We start from the raw sequence: 21,586 nt of genomic DNA on the forward strand, positions 1-21,586 counted from the left end.
CCGTGGAAATCTGGAACGTTCACTACAATTATCATCGACCGCATTCAACACGCGGAGGACGACCGCCCGCCGCTTACCGCCGGCACCGCGTAACTAACGTCCGTTCCTCATACAACTAGCGGAGGGGTGGCTGTGAGTACTCGGCCGACACGTAAATTCAGATCTGTACTTGCAGCACTGACGGTGAGCACCGCACTGCTTGCCGGTGCGTGCAGTAGCTCGACGTCCGATACACCCGCAACCACAGCGGCCTCGGACGGCTCGTTCCCGGTGACTGTTGTTTCCGGTCCCACGGATTCCGGCACGGACATCACCATCGAGTCACGTCCGCAGTCGATCGTGTCACTCAGTCCCAGCGCCACCGAGACCCTGTGGGCCGTCGGCGCGGGCGATCAGGTGAAGGCCGTCGACAATCAGTCCGACTACCCGGCCGGTATCCCGGTCACCGATCTCTCGGGCTTTCAACCGAACGTCGAAGCCATCCTCGGCTACGCACCGGATCTGGTGATCGCATCGGATGACATGAACGATCTTGTCTCCGGACTGCAAAAGGCGAAGGTGCCGACACTCCTACTACCGGCAGCGACGAGCATCGACGACGTCTATGCCCAGATCGAGCGCGTCGCGAAGGCCACCGGCCACGAGGACAAGGGCACCGAAGTTGTCGACACCATGCGCTCGGACATCGACGCCGCTGTCGCCAGTGTTCCTGCGCGCCAACAGCCGCTGACGTACTTCCACGAACTCGACTCCTCGCTCTACACCGTCACGAGTTCGAGTTTTGTCGGGCAGATCTACTCGCTGTTCGGAATGAAGAGCATCGCCGACGCCGCGGGGCAGGGTGACTATCCGCAGTTGTCCGCCGAATTCGTGGTACAGGCCAATCCCGATCTCATCTTTCTCGCAGACTCCCAATGCTGCGGAGTGACAGCAGAATCCGTCGCCGCTCGACCCGGGTGGAGCGGCATGAAAGCGGTTACCGGCAACCAGATCCATGTGCTCGACGAAGACCTCTCCAGCCGCTGGGGACCTCGTGTCGCCGACCAGGTGAAGGCCGTCGCTGCCATCGTTGCCCAAGTTCCCGCGGCCTGAGCACTCGATGATCAAAGCCGGTATCTCCCAACATCGGACCGCCGTTCTGCTCGGCGCCGCGCTGATTCTGTGCGCCGCCTTGCTGATCGGTGTTCTGGTGGGGCCGGCCGGTTTGACGCCTGATCGGACCATTCTCGAACTTCTGGACGGAATACCCGGCATCCACCTCGATTCCGGCCTCACCGCAACACAGCAGGCGATTCTCTGGCAGATCCGGCTTCCGCGAGTAGTCCTGGGCGCGTTGGTCGGAGCAATGTTGGCGGTAGCCGGCGCCGCCTACCAGGGCGTGTTCCGAAATCCCTTGGCGGATCCGTATCTCCTCGGAGTTTCCAGCGGAGCCGGACTGGGCGCAACCCTCGCCATCGTTTCGGGTGGAGCGCTGGGCATGTTCGGAATTCCTATGGCCGCCTTCGTCGGTGGTGTGCTGGCAGTGTTCGCAACTTATTCGCTCGGCCGAAGCATTGGCGGGCCGCAGAACGCGGTAGTCATCATCCTCGCCGGTGTCGCAGTCGCGGCGTTCACGAATGCAGCACAGACTTTTGTTCAGCAGCGGTTCGACGATTCACTGCGCGAGGTCTATTCCTGGCTACTCGGCGGACTGTCCACCGACGGTTGGTCGGAAGTTCTGGTTGTCCTGCCGTACGTTGCGCTGGCATCTGCCGTCATCCTGGTACACCGGCGCGTACTCGACGTGATGGCGGTAGGTGACGTCGAAGCCGCCAGCCTCGGCGTCGACCCGGCCAGATCACGCCTGGTGCTGGTGCTCGCCGCAACTCTGGGAACGGCGGCGGTCGTGAGTGCAAGTGGACTGATCGGCTTTGTCGGAATCGTTGTTCCCCATGCGGTTCGACTGGTCGTCGGCCCGTCGCATCGACTGCTTCTCCCCCTGTCACTCATGCTGGGTGCGGCGTTTCTTGTCCTCACCGATGTTGCCGCCCGCACGGTCATGGCACCGGCCGAACTCCCCATCGGGGTTGTAACCGCGATGATCGGCGCTCCGTTCTTCCTTCTGGTTCTGCGCCGCAGCCGGGTCTCGGCATGACCGACAGCGCAGTGTGGTGCCGCGACCTCCGAGTCAACCTCGGCGGCAAGGACGTCGTCGACGGCATCGATCTCGATGTGACACCAGGCGATTGGGTTGCCGTGGTCGGGCCGAACGGCGCCGGCAAGACAACCTTGATGCATGCCCTCGCTGGATTGATTCCGTCTACCGGTGAGCTCTCGGTCGGGGGACTGAGTCCTCGCAATTCCAGCCGCAAGGCGATGTCCGCCGTCGTCGCGTTGATGCCTCAGCGTCCGGTAGTACCCGAGGGCTCAACGGTCAAGGAACTGGTTGCGCTCGGCCGCACTCCCTATCTACGACGCTTCGGAACCGAAACCGCCACTGACCGTTCGGTGATCTCTTCGGTGATCGAGAGGCTCGACCTCACCGAGTTCGCAGATCGACGAGCCACCGAACTTTCCGGCGGCGAATTGCAGCGCGTGGTCCTGGCTCGGGCGCTGGCTCAAGAACCGCAGGTACTGCTCCTGGACGAACCCACCAGCGCGCTCGACATCGGTCACCAGCAGCAGGTTCTCGACTTGGTGGAGGAACTGCGTGAAGCCGACAACATCACGGTCATCGCCGCGATGCACGACCTCACTCTCGCGGGTCAGTACGGTCGACGAATCGTGTTGCTGGACAAGGGCAGCGTCGTTGCCGACGGCACTCCCTCATCGGTGCTGGAGGCAGACCTCCTCGGCCGCGTGTACGGAGCTCGGGTCGAAATCCTGGACCGACCCAGCGGTCCCATAGTTGTTCCGATTCGGCAGGAGGGCACCCGCTGATGGAACTGATGTTGCTCGGCACCGGTGCTGCTGACGGTTGGCCGAACCCGTTCTGTACCTGCCCTTCCTGCCTGGAAGCCTTGTCGAGTGGAACCATTCGCGGACACACTGCTGCCCTGGTGGACAACAGAATCCTGTTGGATTGTGGTCCGGAAGTACCGCGTGCCGCGTCGCGATTCGGTCGCACGCTGGCACACGTCGAACACATCCTGCTGACGCATTCGCATCCCGATCACCTCGGCCCGATGGCATTGCTGTTCCGGTCCTGGGCATCGCGCAGCGAACCACTCGAGGTTCTCGGACCACCCGACGCGCTCGCTCTCTGCCGAGACTGGGTGGGCCCGGATGACCCGGTGACCTTCACACCGCTCGAGACCGGCCAGTCGATCATGTTGGGCACCTATCGTGTTCGCACACTCGAAGCCGCGCACGAAGTAACCACCCTTCTCTACGACATCACCGACGCATCCGGAACCCGAATCTTCTGGGCCACCGACACCGGGCCTCTGCCCGAATCCACTGTCGACGCCCTTGCCGACGCGCGTTTCGACGCCGTCTTTCTCGAAGAGACCTTCGGCCACAAGACCGACCACGGCACCGGGCACCACGATCTGCCGAGTTTCGCGGAGACGGTGTTGCGGCTCCGCAACTGCGACGCGATCACCGATCGAACCGATGTGGTCGCCGTACACCTCGGGCACCACAACCCCGTCGAAAACGAACTCTCGGAAGCACTTCGTGTGTCAGGGGCGCGAGCGGTTCCGGATGGAGCTGTGCTCGAGATCGGGGTAGGACAGAGCCATCGAACTCTGGTCACCGGTGGCGCCCGCTCGGGCAAGTCCACTTACGCGGAGGGCCTGCTTGCCGGCTACCGGCACGTCACGTACATCGCCACCGGGGATCCGCTGGACGACGATCCCGACTGGATCGAACGAATTGCGTCGCATCGCGCGCGGAGGCCGTCGACGTGGACGACGGTAGAGACCTCCGAAGTGACCGAGATTCTCGCAACCGCAACAACACCGATCCTGCTCGATTGCCTCGGCACGTGGCTGACCGCATGTCTGGATCGACATCGGGCATGGGCCACAGAAGATCTCAGCGCCGTCCACGCAGATATCGACCGGTTGGCCGACGCCTGGACCGCCTGTCCGGTTCCGATTGTCGCCGTCACGAACGAAGTGGGAAGCGGCGTCGTCCCGGACACGAAGTCCGGGAGACTGTTCCGCGATCTACTCGGTCTGGTGAACAGCCGCATCGCCAGTGAATCGGAGTCCGTGGTCCTGATGACCGCCGGGCTCCCCCTGAGCCTGCGCGTGTGACGTCAGAGCAATCCCGTGAGCTGACGCGCGCAATCGAGTAGGAAACCGACCAACTCTCGATCCTCGTCCGTCACTCGCCCGCTCGCTCCCTGAACACACAACCCGCCGGCCACCTGGTCTGCGTGATCTCGAACCGGTACTGCGACCGCGGATCGACCCAGGCGACATTCCTGGTTCTCGAATGCAAAACCCTGCAGGCGAACAGACCTCAACTGCTCATACAACGCATCGAAATCACCGAGGGTGAACTCCGTGACCCGGCGAAGTTCCAAACCCGAAAGCAACCGCTCGTCGTGCGCCAACAGAACCTTCCCCAGCGCATTCGCGTGAAGGTTCTTGGCCAGTGCCGCTATTCCGATGATCTCGTGATCCGGATCCTTGTCGACGAACCTCAAGCGCCCACCGGCGAATGAGGCAACGTGCAATCCGAACCTCGTGTGTGTCCGCATGTCCTCGACGCGCTCGTGCAGCGTCGGCGCCGGACCACTCGACGACGCCGCATGCGAGAGCTCGGCAGTCCGACGCCCCAACGCGAACCCTGACAGGTCCGGCACCCGCACGAGAAAGCCCTCCGCCACCAGCAGATTCAGCATCCGGTAGGCCGTGGCCGATGGAACGCCTGCAAAAGTGGCGATCTCCTTCGCTGTTGTTCCCGGTCCCAGATGAGCCACCGCCTCGAGCATCCCCAGCGCCTTCTGAACCGCACGCGGTTGTTGTCCACTGAAGTGGGTCTCTTCGCCGATCCGTTTGTCTGATCGTGGACCAGCGGTTGCACGGTCCGCGGTCACCGCCCATGCTCCGGCGAGTTACCCTCGGCGGCCCCACGATCCGGCACGAGTCGCCTTCGCCCGTCACCGTCGATCAGCAGAGTACCCGCACCGGGCAACAGGTCCGCCGTCTCGACGCTGTCGAAAGCGCCGACCATCAGAAGGCTTTCCGGTCTGGCTCTACGGAGCAATGCGCTCCACACTGTCCCCGACACAGCAACAGCAAGAGCAGCGATCGGCAGTGCCCACATCCCGTGAACCGCACCGTCGAGAACGATGTAAACCAGTAGACCGGCACCGGCGGCACTCACGGACAGGGTGCAAATCCGGGTCAGCGACGTATGTTCCCCGATTCGGCGCAAGAACTTCCACGAAGCAAAGGCCACCAGCGTGTAAGCGCAGACCAACGCGGTCTCCACCACGCCGTCGAAGGATCCCGAATCGTCGCGAACCGTATCCGAATAGATGAATACGCCCGCCGCACTTACCGCGACGAACGCCAGTACCGCAACGTACGGGGTACGAAATCGTCTGTGCACGCGAGCGAGCGGCGCAGGCAGTACCCGTTCGATCCCCATCGAGTACAACAACCGCGAACCCGCCTGCGCACAACCGAGAGTGGATGCGAACCAGGAACACGTCATTCCGATCTTGACTGCCAGAACCACCTCCGCGCTGGCCCCGGATGCCGTTCCCTCGAAGTACGCTCCGACGATCGTCGCGCCGTGGCCGGTCATCGCCGCCCAGGCCGCAAAAACGAAGAGGACCCCGCAGATGATCGGCGAAATGAGAACCGTGCGTGTGACGCTGATGAGTGGTCGTTTTGCTTCCGGGCCGAAGAAGGCCGAACTTTCGAAGCCCGCCATGCTGAGCACCGTCAGCATCGCGAGAAACGGAACTGCACTCAGCGACGGATTCGGCAGGGCAACAGCAGTTGTCGTGTCACTGTGCGTCGCCAGCATGACCACGACGATGAGAATCAACGAGCACGCTTCGACGACCAGGATCGCTCGGGTGGCGAACCGGACGCCGCGCACTGCAATCCACGCGACGGCCAGGGCAATCGCCACCGTCGTGATCACCGTCGCGGCAGTTCCTCGCACGTCGTGGCCGACAATGGCGATGGTATCGAGCAGACTCGGAACTGCCTGCGAGAAAACCGAAACCGAGATTCCGAGATACCCGAGTACCAGTGCGGCACCCGCCGTCAGTGTCGCCCGGATACCGGAGCCTTGGAAGACGAAGCTGTACAACGATCCTGCTGCGGCCAGTCTCCGCGTGAACTGAGTGATGCAGAACGCAACGAGAAACACCGCCGAAGTTGTCGCAGCAATCGCAGCCAACCCGACGTAGCCGGGACTGTAGGTGATCATCCACAGGGCGATGAACACCATTCCCGTTGCCGGCGCGATCGTGGAGAGTGATTGCCCCAACAGGTCGATCGGGGTCAGACGTCCTCGCCCGAGACCACGGAGCGGGGAGAACACGGGCTCACTGTGTTGATCCGCATTCTGCGCTCGCGTGATCGCCGCACGCAGTGCCGCACTCACGGCCATGTGTCACCGTCCGTCGCGTCCAGGCCCGAACCTACGAGCGAATTGTCAGAATTCGGTCAAGTTAGTCCGCTTATGTTTCCGCGCAGTTTCCACGATGGCGCGCACAGAACTTTCAAGTGAGAATCCGACTCTGTTTCCCACCCAGCGTCATGCCGGATCAAGGGCGGCCGACGGTATCCGGCCCCTCCGGCAGCACCTTGACCTGCGAGTTCTCCGATTCTCACACGACAACTGCTCTCTCAGTTGCACCTCGTCCAGGCGTAGCGCGGTCGACGCGGGTTCGCAGCATCGCTCGTACAGGATGTGTCCCACACACCACCGGCACTACCCGAGAGGAACGGAGGAAGCATGCACTTGGTCAGCGCCACCACTTCGGCGATCATCGGATTTGTTCTCCTGCTCGCCGGCATTCCCAAGCTGAACGACCACGACGGGGTCCTTCGTTCGGTGCGCGGATACAAAGTGTTGCCGGTGCGACTCGAAGTACCGATCGCTCGCATCCTTCCCGTCGCGGAAACCGTCGTAGGCATCCTCCTGGTTCTCGGCGTGGCCCATCGCCTCGCCGCCTTGGTTGCTGCCGTCATGTTCGCGTCGTTCTTCACGGGCCTCACGATCAACCTCCTGCGTGGGCGACGCGATCTGGACTGCGGATGTTTTGCATTCGGAGTCGGCGAGATTCCGCGTATCGGATGGTTCCACGCCGTTCGCGCCGGAACACTCGCGGTGATCGCTGTGGCACTGTCGGTCACCGCCGGACAGGCTGAGATCGGCGTCCAGGTCGTGGCGGCGACCTTCGGATTCCTCCTCGTCCTGGCTGGAGTTGCTCTCGCACAAATTCGTTCGGTGGTCCACCTCGGACGACGCCCAGTCGACGACTATCTGTCGAGCGCCTCCATCCGCCTCCGAACCGCCGAAACCGCGTCCCGGTACGGCTCGTGAACTCACATCCCCACCACTGAAAACTCGAAGGCAGGACTACCACGATGACCACTTTCCTCCTTGTCGCGACAGTGATCCTGGTGATCGCCGTAGCCGTACTGTTCTTGATGGTTCTTGCTCTGGCTCGTGAAATCGGCCGCGTACAAGTACGTCTCGGACCTCTCGGTGCCCGGATGATGGATACCGGGCCCAAGGTCGAACAGGCCGGCCCGTCGTTTGCCGGTCTCATCGATCAGGAAGGACGGACCGTCGGAGTCGGTGGTCACCGCGACAAACCGCAACTCCTGCTGTTCACAGCACCGAGTTGCTCGACGTGCAAGAGCCTTCTTCCCGGCGTAAGGGCAATGGCCCGAGCCGAATCGGATCTCGACGTGATCATCATCTCCGACGGAACACCCGACGAGCATCGCGAGTTCCTGGCCGGCAGCGGGATCGGTTCCGAGCTCAGTTACATCGACGCTCGAGACGTCGGTATCGCATACCAGGTGGGCACCACTCCGTACGGCGTGATTCTCGACGAGCACGGCAAGATCCGAGGAAAGGGCCTGTGCAATCACATGGCTCAGGTGGAAAGCCTGCTCAATGCCCTCGAATCCGGCACCCCCTCACTCCAGCACCTTCATGCCCAGGCGAAATCCGGCAGCGCGGCCTGATCTTCCTGCACAGTTCGATCCTCTTCACGAATCAGGAGAAAATCGTTGGACGACAATGAATTCCCGCAGCACAACATGACGGAGAATCGATATCCCGTCGACGAGGCGACAGTTCAGGCCCAGGCCGAATGGATGGCGGGCCAGGGCGGTTCGCTTACCAGCCGAACCGGACGTAAACTCTCCGAACGAGTTTCGCGGCGATCCATGATCAGTCGGATCGGCAAGTGGACCATGGGTGTGTCAGGAGTGGCACTGATCAGCACACTTCCCGTGACACGTAGTGCCTTCGCCCAAGAGCCCGAGGTTCCTGCGCCGGCACCTGGCCCCGAACCTCTTGTCCCTGTCTACGACGGTAAAGATCCGGCCGAGTGCGAGTACTGGCGCTGGTGCAACATGGACGGAACGTCCTGTGCCGCATGCAACGGCGGCGGTGTCACCACCTGCGCCCCCGGCAGCAAGCCCGGCGCAGAGTTCTGGGTCGGATGCTGCACCAACCCTGATACCGGCAAGACCTATCTGATCGCCTACTACGACTGCTGCGGTGCGCCTTCGTGTTCCAACGCATTCTGCGGCGAACCGGACATGCAGGCCGTGATGTACAACCCGGTCTCCGGAAGCTACGACCAGGAAATCATCTGGTGTGTCTCCGACGAGTCCCAGGCATACACCTGCACGATGGCGCCCATCATCGGTGAGGACTGCCAGACTCGACCGGCCGAACGCCCCAAGGTCGGTGCCGGATCATGAGCAGTCCGCGAACCCGAAAACTGGCGCGACCCGCCGTTGCCGTCATCCCACTCACCGTCGTACTCGCGCTGGCCGGTTGCAGTTCGTCCGACAACGACGAACCCTCCAGCGCAGGTGATGTCACCTATCCGACAGTTCCGTTCACTGCTCCAGGTGAAGGAATCTCCCTCGGTCACGACGACCAGGAAATCGGCGACACCATTCCCGAGCCGTTGCACGTCGGTTCGATCACCCCGATCGCAGCTGACCGCTTGCTGGGCGTCGAAGGTGGATTCGGCCAACTCGAGCTCAGCGTCAACGTCATCGATCCGAAAACCGGTGTGGCCGAGAGCCGGATCACCGTCGGCCCTGGTATCTGGGATCCGGTCATTCACGGATTCGTCGGGGATTCCGCCGAGGATCCTGCGGTGCTCGCTGCCGAGGTGTGGCGGCCCCGAGGTTCCCGCGGCGCGGCAGATTTCACGGTCAGCACCTACTCCGGAAACCTGCTGGAACCAGCCGAGGTCATGCTTCCGGACGTCGCACGCGTACATTCCCGTCCCGGCTCGAACGCCGTGACGTCCGACGGCAAGTTCTTCGTCACGTGGGACGACGGTTTGTACGGCATCAGAGTGGTCGACCTCGAGAAGAAGGAAGCGACCGGTGCACTCCAGATAGTCGGCTGCGGTCCGTTCACGTGGATGGTCGATCACGAGCTGTACAGCGTCTGCGAGGACACCCGGGAACTGCTGCACGTCACGATCGGTGACGACGGTGTTCCGAAGGAAACCGCCCCAAGCAAGGTCCTACCCGAGGATTTTGTCTCCACCCGTAAGGTCACGTGGGCCTCGGAAGCACAAAAAGCCTTGCTGGTCAGTGAGAACGGCGATGTGTACGTCTTCGACTTCTCCAACGGACTGCCTCAGGAAGGTGTCAAGCCGATCGGAAACGCCGGGCAGGACTCCGGTCGATTCTCGGAGAACGTCATCAACGCCGACGCAACCCGGCTCGCAATCGCGTACACGGACACGGCTATTCATCCGGACTCTGCTCGGGGAGGCTCACTGGTCAAGATCGACTTGTCCGACGCAACAACCTTCGCCCCGGTGAAGAGCTTGACGCTTGCAGACCTCGGCTTGACAGACATCAAGAGCATGACCTTTTCCGTCGACGGCGCCACGTTCTACGTGCTCGGTACCGGACCTGAGGTCGAAGGCTCCGCTCCGCAGAAGATCGTGGGTTACAACGCGAGCACCGGCGAGCAGGTCAGTTCCGTCGATGTCTCGGGCAACGTCGGGGATGTCAGCGGGTTGATCACACCAGAAGTACTCCGATGAGTCGTCCCGGATCCGGCGTGGTGATGGGCCGGCGCCGATTCCTGAGTTTGGGAGCACTCGGCGCCGGAGCACTCGGGCTCGGCGCAATGGGGACGATTGCCGGATGCAGTTCCACTGCAGCATCTCCGACGCCGACGACCGATCTCGACTACATCCTGCCCACCGACCCGGAAGTTGCCGCCGCAGAATCGGCGCGAGCCTGGAACGGGACCACCGCTGCGTTTGCCCTTGCCGCCGGATTCTCGACGGTAGATCTTGGCGGACGCCTCGTGGACACGTGGACGTACGGAGGCGCTGCGGTGGCTCCGGAACTTCGCCTGAAGTCCGGTGACCGGGTGAACGTCAGCGTCCAGAACGGCCTCGACGCCGAAACAACACTGCATTGGCACGGAATTCGAATCCGCAACGACATGGATGGCGCGGCACCCACCACGCAGGCTCCCATCGGCGCCGGTTCGAGTTTCGAGTACAACTTCATCGCACCGGATCCGGGAACGTACTGGTACCACTCGCACAGCGGATTACAAGCCGATCGGGGGCTGTTCGGCGCCTTGATCGTCGAGAACCCGAACGACATCACCGGGGCCGACATCGATGCCGTCCTAGTGCTCGACGACTGGCTCGACGGATTGGGTACCACACCGGATTCCGTCCTGATGGCCCTGAACCCGGCAATTTCGGGCGGGCACGGCGGACACGGCGGTGGGGCAACAACTCCGGCGGAACACTCGGAAGCCGACATGTCCGTCGCGCAACAGTTGGTGAGCGGCGGACACGGTTCTTCCGAACCACTCGGCGGGATGACTCAACACATCGCGTATCCACTGCACTTGATCAACGGGCGGCCACCCAACGATCCTGCTGTCGTCACTGCAGCGCCCGGTTCGACCCTGCGACTGCGAATCATCAACGCAGCGGCCGAAACTCCGTACCGGTTTGCTGTGGCCGGTCACGAGATGACAATCGTCGCTACCGATGGCTACGACGTGGAACCAACTCCCGCTGACACCATCATCGTCGGAATGGCCCAACGCTACGACGTACTGGTGACGGTGAAGTCGGGAACATGGCCGGTGGTGGCGAAGGTCGAGGGCCGAGATGGTTATGCGTCGACCGTCCTACGCAGCACCGACGCGTTGGCCCTGGCGAACCCGGATGTGGGCGGAAACCTCTCGGAACTGGCCGGCCGACTGGTCACCGAAAGCGAACTCCGGCCCACGGAATCCGCACGGCTCGAGACGAAATCGCCTGATCGCGACTACCGCATCGAGTTGATCCAGGCCGGCGATCGGTACGTCTGGGGAATGGCGGGGGCCGATGCAGGCAAGCTCGTCATGAAACAGGGCGAACGGGTCCGGATCACGATGAAGAACACGTCCACGATGTGGCACCCCATGCACACCCACGGCCACACGTTTGCGGTACCGGATTACGGCGGACTTCGCCGCGACACCGTCAACGTCCTACCCGGCACCGAGCTTGCCATCGAGTTCGACGCCGACAATCCCGGCGAGTGGATGTTCCACTGCCACAACGCCTACCACTTCGAGGCCGGCATGACGGCAAATCTGCGTTACGTCCGCTGACAAGTCGAAGAATGGAGAGAACACCTCATGAAGAAACTCGTTCCCGCTTTCCTGGCCGCGTGCGCTGCCCTGAGCCTCACCGCCTGCAGTAGTGATGCCGGTGCGTCGTCGGACGAACCTGCAGTCGTGATCGAGGTGAAGAACATGGCGTACACACCGGCATCGGTCACCATCGAGAAGGGACAGACCGTCGAATGGAAGTTCGACGACAGCGGACTCCCCCACGACGTGGTCGGCAACGGTGATCTCGACGGGAAACTGAAGAGCGAGTTGCTCACCGAGGGAACCTTCTCGTACACGTTCGACGACGCCGGAACCTTCACCTACCACTGCACGCCCCACCCGATGATGGTGGGCACCGTGATCGTTCAATAGTGAGGAGGTGGATCGTCGGCTTCTGCCTGGCCGTCGCGGCGACGTGTGTCCCAGCTTGCGGCACAGAAGATCCCGTCCCCGACGTGGTGGTCGAGATCAGCAATGTTCAGTTCAGCCCGATGGACGTCACCGTGGAACACGGCGGCACCGTCGAGTGGCGCTTCGACGACGGCGGACTCCTGCATCACGTGGAATCACCCGGCCTGTTCGACAGCGGTATCACCGGAGACGGAACGTTCCGGCACACGTTCGAGAGCGTCGGAGTCTACGAATATTCGTGCTCCGTGCACCCGTACATGATCGGAGTCATCACAGTGCTGTGAACTCTGGCTCATCACTTTTCGCTGCGACTTCGGCTCGACACTTTTCCTGAACCACAAACACTTCGGAGGATCTGATGACTACTGTTCTCTCACACGGCCCACTGCAGACCGACGTCCCTGACATCCGGCCGACCCTTCAAGGCTCGGTCGGCACCGCGACCCGTGTCAGCCTCGTCGCGGCGGGCGCCGCTGCGGGTGCCGGCCTCGCACTCGTGGCCACGCCATCTGCGACAACAGCTTTGACCACAGCTGTTATCGGCGCCGGACTGGTTACGTCGCTGGCCGCGAACTGGTCGACCTGCGGAATGTCCGTCGCCGGAGTTGTTGCCGCGCCGAAGCAAGTCGATCGGAAGGGATCCTCGACTCCCGTCCGCCGACTCGGCTGGCACGCTCTGGGCTCGGTCACGACGGGAGCCGTCACCGGGGCATTGATCGGCGCTCTCGGTGCGGCGATGTCCGGGTACGTGCCGGTCGGCTGGGCGCTGGGCGTCTGGGCCGTCGTCGCGGTTGCATACGGGCTGCACGAGTTGGGTGCGGTGAGCATGCCGACTCCGATGCGGCGCCAACAGCTTCCGCGCCATCTGCGCCGCACGATGGCGCCCTGGAAGGTCTCGCTGATCTTCGGCGCGATCATCGGTCCGGGATTTCTGATCTTCATCCGCTCGAGTGCGTACTACCTCATGGCACTCGGCGTCATGGCTTCGGGTTCACCGGCTCTCGGGGCGGCGCTGTTCACGGTCGTATCCCTTGGCCGCTGCATGCCCAGCCTCGCGGCAATCGTGCACACCAAGCGTGGTGGCTCGATGCCGGGATTCCTCTCGATCATGTGCGTCGTGGACCGTCGCGTGCAGAGCGTCACCGGCGCGGCATTGATCGCACTGGGAGCATTCGCCGCCGCAGCACTGATCTGACTCTCGACCGAGCACCCTTCACCTCGAGTGAACACACGCTCCGACTCTCCGGAGCGTGTGTTCACTCGACAGAAACCGTGCACACTCACCCCGTGTCAGGGAATCGACAGCGCCACCTGGACCGAGTCCTCCGACGGCGACGTCACCTTTGCGTCCCGACTCCACAGCATGTCCAGCGCTGCCTTGGGCTTGGCAAGAACCCACTCCCGGGCGGCGTTCTTGATCAGCGTCGGAGTTGCGCACCCGCAATCGCTGTTCACCCCGTCTGCGTCGATGCCGACGTCTCGGCACAGCGCCACAGCGCGGGGCACGTGATACCCCTGAGTGACGATCAACGCCTTGGTCACCCCATACGTATGTATGGCCCGGAAGCAGGTGTCATAGGTGTCGAGGCCGTACGGATCCCCCACGATGCGACGCTCATCGATTCCCTGCTCCACCAGGTAGTTCGTCATCGCGGCGATCTCGTCACCCGAGCCGCCGTTCGCGTCGCCGGAGACCAGGACCGCTTTAGCCTTTCCCGCTTCCACCAGTTCTACTGCTGCGTCCAGCCGCCCTTTCAGGAAAGCCATCGGCTTACCGTCCTTGATCTGCGCGCCCAGCACGATCACGACCGGAGCATCGGGAGCATCGGCGGCGTCCGACGTGTGGCCGGCCGACGCCACGGAAATCCACACGATCGAGCCTGCGTAGACAACCGCTCCGAGCACCGCAATGCCTGCGACCCAACGAGGCCACCGGCGCTTGCGCGGCGGTTTCACTGGATCTGCAGCGGCTTCGTCCATTCGTCGATCAAACCACACGGTTTCTTCACCGCTTAGGCGCTCGGTCGATCCTCCATCCCTCCGCGCCACTGCGCTCGGCCCACAAATCCGAGTACTTCCCACCTCGCGCGATCAGGTCTTCGTGGGAACCGACCTCCTCCACCCCACCGTCTTCGAGGTAGACGATGCGATCTGCTCCCTCAATAGTCGACAGGCGATGAGCGATGATCACCACCGTTCGACCACGGGCCAATCGGTGAATTGCCTCGGTGATGGCGACTTCGTTCTCTCCGTCGAGGGCTGAAGTCGCTTCATCGAGAAGAACAATCGGAGTGTCCTTGAGGAATGCCCGCGCAATCGAGACCCGCTGACGTTCACCGCCGGACAGCAGTGATCCGCCTTCACCTACCCTGGTCTCCTCACCGCTCGGCAAACGGTCGATCACTTCGCCTAGCCTGGAATCCACCACTGCTTGACGGACCTCCGACTCGGTGGCATCCGGTCTCGCCAACCGAACATTCTCCAGGATGGTTCCGTCGAACAGGTAAACCTGCTGTGAGACAGTCGATATCCGAGACATCAATGCTCTCGTTCCGATGTCGCGAACATCGGCTCCCCCGATGGATACCGCACCTTCGTCGACGTCCCAGAATCTGGAGATCAGCCGAACCAGAGTTGTCTTTCCGGAACCGGAAGGACCGACCAGAGCAGTGACCGAGCAATCCGGGAATTCGAGGCTCACGTTACGAATCACGCGATCCGGGCCGTAGCCGAAGGAGACCGAATCGAACCGTATATCATACGACGTAGGCTCTTTCGGCACCTCAGGCTCCGCCAGCACCGGTACATCGATCATCTCGCGGACAGATCCGAGCGACACCCGGGCCAGTGAGATACCTTCACCGAATCCTGCGAGCATTTGCATCGGCTCCACGAACCTCACGGCCAACACGAGAACAACGATCACGCTTGCTGTGTCGATGGACCCGGTGGTGACCAGCAGTGCCGCCAGAACCAGGACGGTGAGAAAGGCAATCTGAACGACGATCATGAAGCGCAGCAGATACTTGTCGACCGATCCGATTTCCTGCAGGTGTGCGTCCCGGTTGGACACAAGAGCTTCGTCCAACCGAGTCCAGCCTTCGCCGCTCTTACCGGCCGAACGTAGAACTTGCTGCGCCTGTGCATATTCGACGACGCGCGATGCCAACTCGGATTCGCTCTTGCCGATCGCCTCGTATTCGGGAACAACCGCCCGCTGCACGTTGCGATAAGCCCGAATCCCCAGTGGAACGAAGACGACCATCGCGAGAGACAGTCGCCAGTCCACAAACAAGACAGCGATCGCCACTGTCGCTGGAGTCACCGTGACGGTGACGAGTTGCGCGATGATCATTCCCGGGATGCTCATCAAGATAGCCGTGCCCTCGGTAACCAGGCGAGTGAACGCTCCACGGTTTGCCTTGCTGAACCACCCGAGCGGAACCTGCACCACGTGCTCACCGAGGCGATGCATGATTCCACCGGCAAAACCCTCGATTCCGATGCGGTACGCCCGATTCTCGGCGATCCACCGTACGGCGCCACAGGCCACCGCCACGAGAGCAGCAGTGACAACCCACGGAACTGCGGCGTCGTAATCGCCGCGAACCACCGCTTTCAGGATCGGAATCATCAGTGCAAAGACGACACCCTCGAGTATCCCGGCGAGCGTGAAACCTGCTATCTGACCTCGCATCCCATTGTCGCGCCCGAGGATTTCGTCCAGGTCTCGAATCATTGCGGCGCCTTTCGCGGAGAGATGTCTTCGACGAGGGGGTTCTGGAGCGCCCACATCCGCGCGTAGGTTCCGCCGAGCGCCGACAACTGTTCGTGCGTACCTTTTTCCACGATCCGTCCGGCGTCGAGAACGAGTATCTGATCTGCGTATCGGACGGTGTGCAGTCGATGAGCGATCACCATCAGGGTGCCGCCGTCCGCACTGATCTCACCCAGTGCGCGTTGAACGGCCGATTCACTGTGGGGATCGGCCTGCGAAGTCGCCTCGTCCAGGATGACGATCGGCGGGTTCTGAAGGATGGCGCGGGCGATCGTCAGGCGTTGCTTCTCCCCACCCGACAGCTCACCGCCCGAACCACCACCGATCTCGGTGTCGTACCCGTCCGGCAGTCGCATGATCACGTCGTGAATCTGCGCCCGCCTCGCCGCTGTCTCCACTTCCAGATCCGTTGCATCCGGTCGACCGAGCCGAATATTCTCGCGCACGCTGTCCCGCAAGAGCACGACATCTTGGAAGACGATGGCCATCGATCTCAAGACTTCGCGACTGGACTGATCTCGTAAATCGCTTCCGCCCAGTCGAATAGACCCGTCCGTGACGTCCCAGAACCGCGGAAGTAGACGCGCCAAAGTGGTCTTTCCGGAGCCGGAGGGGCCAACGATCGCGGTCACGGTGCCCGGTTGCATCTCGAAGGAGATGTTCTCGAGGACGCGCTGCCCAGTGGTGTATTCGAAGCCGACGCTGTCGAATTCGACCAAAGTGCTGCGAGCAGGCACTGCATCCTGAGGTTCGGCCAGCTCTGGTTCGCCGAGGATGCTCTCGACTTGAGTCGCTCCCAGTTGGCCTTCGCGGTAGAGGTTGGCCATCGTTCCCATGTGCAGAACCGACGACGGAACACCGATTCCGGCGACCAGAAAGGCAACAAGAGCTACCGGGGTAATCCAACCCCCGGACAACATTGCAGTTCCCGTCGCCGTGATGACCACGATGAGTACCGCCGGTGAGAGGAGGATCGACATCGCGACCACCGGCCTTCCCATCCCCGACATCCATCGCACGCACACCGCAACCATCGAATCGACAGCGCTCGAGTAGCGCGCGAATGCGCGACTCCCACTCCCGTACGTCTTGACAACCTCGATACCGTCGCCCAGTTCTACTGTCGCAGAGGTCAATGTCGACATTGCAAGATTCCAGGAGTCGACGTTCGTTCGATAGGCTCTGCGCATCGACGGCGCGGCGAGAGCGAGACACACTCCGATGTAGCCGACCAGGACCAGGCTGAACTTCCAGTCCATCGCCACCAGATAGATCAGGGCCACTATCGGCGACAGGATCGCGGGCACCACGTCGGCGGGAAGGTGAGCGACGAGAAGATGCATCCGCTTCACGTCGTCCGCCATCGCCTGCTTCACTTCACCGGTGCCACCATTTGCAAACCACCCCAGAGGAACTCGGGACAGATGCCGAGCGATACGCGAGCGGATCGAGTATTTGAAATGCGCGTCGGCGGTGTGACAGACGGTCAGTGCTGCGTTGTAGACGACAAAACCGAGAATTGTGCCCGCTGCACCGATTGCGGCCCACATCCAGACCAGGTTCAACGACGAGCCGGTCAGGAGCACCCGCGCGATCTCGACCACCGCAACGTAGGGCAGGAATCGCAACGGCACCGACAGTGCCGACAGACCCGCCCCTAGGAGGAGTTGATTTCTCACCGGCGCGATCATCCTGCCCAAAGCGTCTCGGTCGACGAGTCCAGGCGAGTCTTCCGGGGCTGCGGACTCGTTCACTTTCATTGCCGCACTCACTCTTCGACGATGATCGTGCCGGTCATGTTCGGATGTGGTGTGCACGTGTAGGTGAACGTTCCGGCTTTGTCGAAGGTCTGACTGTAGGTTCCGCTTCCTTGGAGATCGCTCTTGATCCCCAACTCGGCGAACACGACATCGTGCGGCATTCCCTGGTCCTCGAAAATCCACGTGACGGTCTGTCCTGTGTGCACGGTGACGGAGTTCGGTGTGTACGCAAGGTTTTTCACCGAGATCTCGACCGGCGCTTGCTCGGTAGATCCCGTCGAATCGTTGCCGCACGACGTCAGTGTGAATACCGCTGCAACAGCGATCAATGTGGTCAATCCGGTGCGAAATGACATTCTGCTCTCCTCATCGAACGTAGTGGAGGTCGGCAGTCATCCCGGCCTCGAAGTGGTACGCGTTGTGACAGTGAAACATCCACCGTCCTGGATTGTCGGCGTCGAAGTCGATCGCCATTTGTGTACGCGGAAGTACGATCACGGTGTCTCGGCGAAGCCCGCCGTAGGAGGGAACCGAGAAGGTGTGCCCATGGGTGTGCATCGGGTGCCACATGTCGGTGTCGTTGTTCATGACGATTCGTATTCGCTCGCCCTGCTTCATTCTCAACCGACCTGCATCGGCGCCCGCCATTCCCCAGAGGTATCGATCGCCGGCCTGAATGAGATCCACCGAATACGCACGATCCGGTGCCCTCTGCTCCAGCGCTCCTGACGGGCGAAGCTCCGATTCCAGAACGAGCCGACCGCCGGAACCTGACAGCACTGCAGGCGAAGTCAGGTCGACGACCGCTACCGAATCCGGCGTCCGAAGCAGGCACGCGACGCCACCTGACTTCCCTTCCACCTTCGCGGCGATGGGCCACGAGCCGGACTGCACCGTCACCAATACGTCGTATCGCTGCGCGGGTGCGATCAGAATCTCGTCTCCGGCTGTGTAGGCAACGTCCTGCCCGTCAGCACTGACAACGGTCATCTCGTGCCCGGCGACCGAGAAACGGTACGGAGTCTCTGCCCCGGCATTGATCACCCGCAATCGAAGCCGAGTTCCGGCCGTCGCACTGACGACGAAGGGATCTTCCACAGGCCGTCCGTTGATCAGGTGCAGTGGATACGTGATGTGCGTTGCCATTCCACCGAGCGCCTCGGAATTTCCGTGACCACTGCCGAGAAGTTCTGCGGCAGAATCAATCTCTGCACCATCGACTTCCGGTGGAGTGCCGCCGTGCCCGTGGTGTCCTCCCTGCACGTCCGGTGACAATGCGCGAAGCACTGCATCCGGGGTTGTTCCCAGCCCGTCGAGCCAGTCGTCGATCACGATGACGACGTCCTCGTCGGCTCCGGTCCGGTCGTTCGGGTCCTCGACCACGAGTGCACCGAATAACCCTCGATCGGCCTGCAAGCCTGAATGGGAGTGGTACCAATATGTTCCGTGATCCGGGGCCACGAAGTCGTAGGTGAACTCGGCACCTGGTTGGATTCGTTCCTGGGTGACCGGCGGGACGCCGTCCATGTCGTTGCGGATCGCAATGCCGTGCCAGTGCACCGAGGTCTCCGTCGGAAGGTCGTTCTGCAAAAGAACGTTGAGCTGGTCTCCCTTGGAGATTCGAAGCTCCGGGCCAACTGCTTCCGCACCGTACGACCATGTGTCGACCTCTCTGGCGCCCAGACTCACCCGAGCCGGTGCAGCTGTCAGATTCCGTTCGACTGTGCGCCCGCTATGAAATCTCGCCTGTTCGGCAGCACGAACTTCGTCGTCGAACGGTGAAATCTCAGAACCGGTTTCGTTCGCCGAACCACGGCTGCACGCACTCAGTGCCACAGAACCCAAAGCCGCAGAGCCCAAAGCCGCAGAGCCGAGCGTCACCGCTCCCCATCGCAGAGCCAGGCGCCGACTCAACGCTCTCGAACTCATGCCGTCAGCGCCGTGAATTCCTGATAGCGCGTCGCGGCAACAGCTTCGGTTCCGGTGCCGGTCAGATTGCCGGCAGCCATGGCATCCATGTCCTCGATCATCCAGAAGGTGGCGAAGGGATGAGTGGCAAGCCACATGTCTCCGTTGACCTTGGCCACTCGGTTCTCCTGCACCGCTGAAAGACTCGAGAATCCGGGAACACCGGCAACCTTGCCGAACTCGTACACGCCCTCGTCGAACACGGCTACGATCCGAGCATCCTGCGCCGGGATCGCCTCGTCGGACAGGGGCGCATACGGCAGTCCTCCAGCGGCATTCGCTCGCTGGGATTCCGGACGCCCGAAGCCGCTCTCCGCCAACAGCAACGACGGCGGCGCCTGCTCGGTGGTGGTGGCAAGGATTCCAGAACTGCTCATCAGCACCGACACGGTGTTCACTTCACCACCGGACCGAGCAGAGACGTCAGCGATCTTGCCCTCCAAAGCGACAGTCAGCTTGTCGGCAACCGACTGACGATCAAAAGCGCGTCCGAAGAAGGCAAGATTCTCACGCCACGGAGTGGTGACGGCCGGGACCGGCACTGTGGGGACGGTCGACGCAAGGGAGTCGTAGTAGCTCCGATCGCCCATCGACGTGAAGATGACCAGTCCGGGATCCTGTGCGAGTACCTGCTCGATCGGGGGTGCACCGAGCGGCGGCACCGTGACCACCTCGGTACCAGCTGACGCCAAGATGTCCTGGCCGATCTCCGATCCCCACGACGTGAAGACCACGTCAGGGGTGATGCCGACGGCAAGGAGACCGAGTGCGGCGTATTCGTCGAGGAAAACAATTCGCCCGAGGTCGCCCGGAACCGACGTCTCACCGAATTCGTGGGACACAACACGCGTTCCCTCGGCAGGTTCCGTCGTCGGTCCCGCCTCACTCGAGCTACAGGCGGCCGCAGTCAGGGCAACGACACTGACCAGCAGCGAAGCACCCAGCCTCGATAGGTAACCGGGTCGCGTTTTCAACTTCATGGTGTCCTTCAGCTTCGAAAAATCGGGGGGTTCGCATAAATCCGAGCACTGCTCGGATTTGGCAAGTAAACCTCACCTAAGTACATCCGTCAATCGCTTGCGTCGACTACGCACACCGATCCGACGCCACTAAGCTCGGTCGGACCATGACTGCGCCATCACCTGACAAGAAGTCTGCCGCGAAATCACAGCGCCGCCGGAGTTACAACACCGGGATCACTGCGGACGCGGTGCTGACCGTGGCGTTCGGGCTCAGTCGCGAGCACGGAGTCGAGGGCTGGTCGCTGCGGCAGCTGCTCGGCGAACTCGATACGTCGTTCTCCGTCGTCTATCGACTCGTCGGAGATCGGGACGCACTCTCGGCTGCGGTGGTCGACAGTGCGGTGTCGGCCGTGAACGTGCCATCTGCACAAGAAGATTGGCGTCAATGGCTGACGCATCTGCTCTTGCAGATGCGAGAGGCCTTGATCGAGTGTCCAGGCGCGGCACAGTGGCTGCTGATGAACGGAGTTGCCACCCAGCGCAGCCGGGAACTCATGGAGGCCGGATTGGCATCGCTGATCGACGCCGGGTTCGGGGAAGAAGCCGCTCAGGCTTACACCGTCGCCTTCACCTCGACAATCACACTGATCGCCATGAACGACGCCAGGCGCATTCCCAGCGGACAGCCTTCACCCGATCACAGCGCGATGCTGGAACGACTGAGTAACGACGGACCCTCAGATCCTCGTTCATCGATGGAGACACTGATCGGGAAGTTCGCCGGTCCACCGGATGCTGCGGAAGCAACACGGGCAGAACACTATCGCTACACACTCGACCGTGTCCTCGACGGCCTCGAGGCGCGGCTGAACGCAATCAAGGAGTCACAGAAATGACCG

General features: G+C 62.1%; 21 protein-coding genes and 1 pseudogene. 14 read left to right on the plus strand and 8 right to left on the minus strand.

All coding sequences use genetic code 11. The features are described 5' to 3' along the window. The 5 genes and pseudogenes from ASU23_RS34915 to cobU form a co-directional block, all read left to right on the plus strand. Positions 1 to 119, plus strand: a pseudogene (locus ASU23_RS34915) (IS481 family transposase); the annotation flags it as partial. A 13-nt stretch (positions 120 to 132) separates the two neighbouring features. Further along, positions 133 to 1,092: an ABC transporter substrate-binding protein gene (locus ASU23_RS16360; RefSeq protein ID WP_058038466.1), complete on the plus strand. Its 960-nt coding sequence runs from the start codon at positions 133 to 135 to the stop codon at positions 1,090 to 1,092. A gap of 7 nt (positions 1,093 to 1,099) precedes the next feature. Further along, positions 1,100 to 2,134 carry an iron ABC transporter permease gene (locus tag ASU23_RS16365; RefSeq protein ID WP_019745569.1) on the plus strand — a complete coding sequence of 345 codons (1,035 nt, stop codon included), beginning with the start codon at positions 1,100 to 1,102 and terminating at the stop codon, positions 2,132 to 2,134. After that, positions 2,131 to 2,919 carry an ABC transporter ATP-binding protein gene (locus ASU23_RS16370; RefSeq protein WP_058038267.1) on the plus strand — a complete coding sequence of 263 codons (789 nt, stop codon included), beginning with the start codon at positions 2,131 to 2,133 and terminating at the stop codon, positions 2,917 to 2,919. Before ASU23_RS16365 ends, ASU23_RS16370 begins: the two co-directional genes overlap by 4 nt. Continuing rightward, positions 2,919 to 4,241, plus strand: coding sequence for a bifunctional adenosylcobinamide kinase/adenosylcobinamide-phosphate guanylyltransferase (gene cobU / locus ASU23_RS16375; RefSeq protein WP_058038268.1), 1,323 nt, complete (start codon positions 2,919 to 2,921; stop codon positions 4,239 to 4,241). The genes ASU23_RS16370 and cobU overlap by 1 nt, the downstream gene beginning before the upstream one ends. A gap of 2 nt (positions 4,242 to 4,243) precedes the next feature. On the opposite strand, the gene ASU23_RS16380 is transcribed toward cobU, so the two are convergent. After that, positions 4,244 to 5,029, minus strand: coding sequence for an IclR family transcriptional regulator (locus ASU23_RS16380; protein ID WP_003939697.1), 786 nt, complete (start codon positions 5,027 to 5,029; stop codon positions 4,244 to 4,246). After that, a complete protein-coding gene (locus ASU23_RS16385) occupies positions 5,026 to 6,564 on the minus strand; it encodes an APC family permease (RefSeq protein ID WP_058038269.1) in 1,539 nt (512 codons plus the stop codon). The genes ASU23_RS16380 and ASU23_RS16385 overlap by 4 nt, the downstream gene beginning before the upstream one ends. 348 nt (positions 6,565 to 6,912) lie before the next feature. Here ASU23_RS16385 and ASU23_RS16390 point away from each other — a divergent pair, with 348 nt between their 5' ends. The 8 genes from ASU23_RS16390 to ASU23_RS16425 all read left to right on the plus strand — a co-directional run bounded on the left by ASU23_RS16390 (position 6,913) and on the right by ASU23_RS16425 (position 13,414). After that, positions 6,913 to 7,503 (plus strand): MauE/DoxX family redox-associated membrane protein, encoded by a 591-nt coding sequence (locus ASU23_RS16390; RefSeq protein WP_042925923.1) that lies wholly within the window; start codon positions 6,913 to 6,915, stop codon positions 7,501 to 7,503. A gap of 44 nt (positions 7,504 to 7,547) precedes the next feature. Then, complete coding sequence (locus ASU23_RS16395) at positions 7,548 to 8,156, plus strand: redoxin domain-containing protein (RefSeq protein ID WP_003940593.1); 609 nt, start codon at positions 7,548 to 7,550, stop codon at positions 8,154 to 8,156. 75 nt (positions 8,157 to 8,231) lie between these two features. After that, entirely contained in the window at positions 8,232 to 8,903 is a 672-nt protein-coding gene (locus tag ASU23_RS16400; protein WP_029256402.1) for a methylamine dehydrogenase light chain, read from the plus strand. After that, complete coding sequence (locus tag ASU23_RS16405) at positions 8,900 to 10,219, plus strand: hypothetical protein (RefSeq protein ID WP_058038270.1); 1,320 nt, start codon at positions 8,900 to 8,902, stop codon at positions 10,217 to 10,219. Before ASU23_RS16400 ends, ASU23_RS16405 begins: the two co-directional genes overlap by 4 nt. Continuing rightward, on the plus strand, positions 10,216 to 11,805 hold the full coding sequence (locus ASU23_RS16410) for a multicopper oxidase family protein (RefSeq protein WP_058038271.1): 1,590 nt from the start codon (positions 10,216 to 10,218) through the stop codon (positions 11,803 to 11,805). Before ASU23_RS16405 ends, ASU23_RS16410 begins: the two co-directional genes overlap by 4 nt. Before the next feature lie 27 nt (positions 11,806 to 11,832). After that, a complete protein-coding gene (locus ASU23_RS16415; protein WP_003940240.1) occupies positions 11,833 to 12,180 on the plus strand; it encodes a plastocyanin/azurin family copper-binding protein in 348 nt (115 codons plus the stop codon). Further along, the gene (locus tag ASU23_RS16420) at positions 12,180 to 12,503 is read left to right on the plus strand and encodes a cupredoxin domain-containing protein (RefSeq protein ID WP_058038272.1); all 324 of its coding nucleotides are present in this window, start codon (positions 12,180 to 12,182) and stop codon (positions 12,501 to 12,503) included. The genes ASU23_RS16415 and ASU23_RS16420 overlap by 1 nt, the downstream gene beginning before the upstream one ends. A gap of 74 nt (positions 12,504 to 12,577) precedes the next feature. Continuing rightward, positions 12,578 to 13,414 carry a hypothetical protein gene (locus tag ASU23_RS16425; protein ID WP_058038273.1) on the plus strand — a complete coding sequence of 279 codons (837 nt, stop codon included), beginning with the start codon at positions 12,578 to 12,580 and terminating at the stop codon, positions 13,412 to 13,414. 95 nt (positions 13,415 to 13,509) lie between these two features. Here the strand turns inward: ASU23_RS16425 and ASU23_RS16430 are convergent, their stop codons facing one another. The 6 genes from ASU23_RS16430 to ASU23_RS16455 are packed head-to-tail and all read right to left on the minus strand — an operon-like array spanning position 13,510 to position 20,567. Next, complete coding sequence (locus ASU23_RS16430; RefSeq protein WP_019745580.1) at positions 13,510 to 14,199, minus strand: vancomycin high temperature exclusion protein; 690 nt, start codon at positions 14,197 to 14,199, stop codon at positions 13,510 to 13,512. A gap of 25 nt (positions 14,200 to 14,224) precedes the next feature. Further along, positions 14,225 to 15,958, minus strand: a complete 1,734-nt coding sequence (locus tag ASU23_RS16435; RefSeq protein ID WP_058038274.1) for an ABC transporter ATP-binding protein — start codon at positions 15,956 to 15,958, stop codon at positions 14,225 to 14,227. Further along, positions 15,955 to 17,769, minus strand: coding sequence for an ABC transporter ATP-binding protein (locus ASU23_RS16440; protein WP_253741369.1), 1,815 nt, complete (start codon positions 17,767 to 17,769; stop codon positions 15,955 to 15,957). Before ASU23_RS16440 ends, ASU23_RS16435 begins: the two co-directional genes overlap by 4 nt. Continuing rightward, the gene (locus ASU23_RS16445) at positions 17,766 to 18,113 is read right to left on the minus strand and encodes a plastocyanin/azurin family copper-binding protein (RefSeq protein ID WP_007729706.1); all 348 of its coding nucleotides are present in this window, start codon (positions 18,111 to 18,113) and stop codon (positions 17,766 to 17,768) included. The genes ASU23_RS16440 and ASU23_RS16445 overlap by 4 nt, the downstream gene beginning before the upstream one ends. 10 nt (positions 18,114 to 18,123) lie before the next feature. Continuing rightward, entirely contained in the window at positions 18,124 to 19,686 is a 1,563-nt protein-coding gene (locus ASU23_RS16450; protein ID WP_058038276.1) for a multicopper oxidase family protein, read from the minus strand. After that, the gene (locus ASU23_RS16455; RefSeq protein ID WP_253741371.1) at positions 19,683 to 20,567 is read right to left on the minus strand and encodes an ABC transporter substrate-binding protein; all 885 of its coding nucleotides are present in this window, start codon (positions 20,565 to 20,567) and stop codon (positions 19,683 to 19,685) included. Before ASU23_RS16455 ends, ASU23_RS16450 begins: the two co-directional genes overlap by 4 nt. 284 nt (positions 20,568 to 20,851) lie before the next feature. On the opposite strand from ASU23_RS16455, the gene ASU23_RS16460 reads away from it, so the two are divergent. Next, on the plus strand, positions 20,852 to 21,583 hold the full coding sequence (locus ASU23_RS16460; protein WP_030536498.1) for a TetR/AcrR family transcriptional regulator: 732 nt from the start codon (positions 20,852 to 20,854) through the stop codon (positions 21,581 to 21,583). Positions 21,584 to 21,586: the final 3 nt, after the last annotated feature.

Source organism: Rhodococcus sp. KB6 (genome assembly GCF_001445685.1).
GTDB lineage: Bacteria > Actinomycetota > Actinomycetes > Mycobacteriales > Mycobacteriaceae > Rhodococcus_F > Rhodococcus_F qingshengii.

Coding starts and splice junctions, on each gene's coding strand:
- ASU23_RS16365 (WP_019745569.1), top strand. CDS start 1,100: ATGATCAAAGCCGGTATCTCCCAACATCGGACCGCCGTTCTGCTCGGC.
- ASU23_RS16370 (WP_058038267.1), top strand. CDS start 2,131: ATGACCGACAGCGCAGTGTGGTGCCGCGACCTCCGAGTCAACCTCGGC.
- ASU23_RS16410 (WP_058038271.1), top strand. CDS start 10,216: ATGAGTCGTCCCGGATCCGGCGTGGTGATGGGCCGGCGCCGATTCCTG.
- ASU23_RS16405 (WP_058038270.1), top strand. CDS start 8,900: ATGAGCAGTCCGCGAACCCGAAAACTGGCGCGACCCGCCGTTGCCGTC.
- ASU23_RS16415 (WP_003940240.1), top strand. CDS start 11,833: ATGAAGAAACTCGTTCCCGCTTTCCTGGCCGCGTGCGCTGCCCTGAGC.
- cobU (WP_058038268.1), top strand. CDS start 2,919: ATGGAACTGATGTTGCTCGGCACCGGTGCTGCTGACGGTTGGCCGAAC.
- ASU23_RS16435 (WP_058038274.1), bottom strand. CDS start 15,958: ATGATTCGAGACCTGGACGAAATCCTCGGGCGCGACAATGGGATGCGA.
- ASU23_RS16390 (WP_042925923.1), top strand. CDS start 6,913: ATGCACTTGGTCAGCGCCACCACTTCGGCGATCATCGGATTTGTTCTC.
- ASU23_RS16445 (WP_007729706.1), bottom strand. CDS start 18,113: ATGTCATTTCGCACCGGATTGACCACATTGATCGCTGTTGCAGCGGTA.
- ASU23_RS16425 (WP_058038273.1), top strand. CDS start 12,578: ATGACTACTGTTCTCTCACACGGCCCACTGCAGACCGACGTCCCTGAC.
- ASU23_RS16395 (WP_003940593.1), top strand. CDS start 7,548: ATGACCACTTTCCTCCTTGTCGCGACAGTGATCCTGGTGATCGCCGTA.
- ASU23_RS16430 (WP_019745580.1), bottom strand. CDS start 14,199: ATGGACGAAGCCGCTGCAGATCCAGTGAAACCGCCGCGCAAGCGCCGG.
- ASU23_RS16400 (WP_029256402.1), top strand. CDS start 8,232: ATGACGGAGAATCGATATCCCGTCGACGAGGCGACAGTTCAGGCCCAG.
- ASU23_RS16450 (WP_058038276.1), bottom strand. CDS start 19,686: ATGAGTTCGAGAGCGTTGAGTCGGCGCCTGGCTCTGCGATGGGGAGCG.
- ASU23_RS16460 (WP_030536498.1), top strand. CDS start 20,852: ATGACTGCGCCATCACCTGACAAGAAGTCTGCCGCGAAATCACAGCGC.
- ASU23_RS16385 (WP_058038269.1), bottom strand. CDS start 6,564: ATGGCCGTGAGTGCGGCACTGCGTGCGGCGATCACGCGAGCGCAGAAT.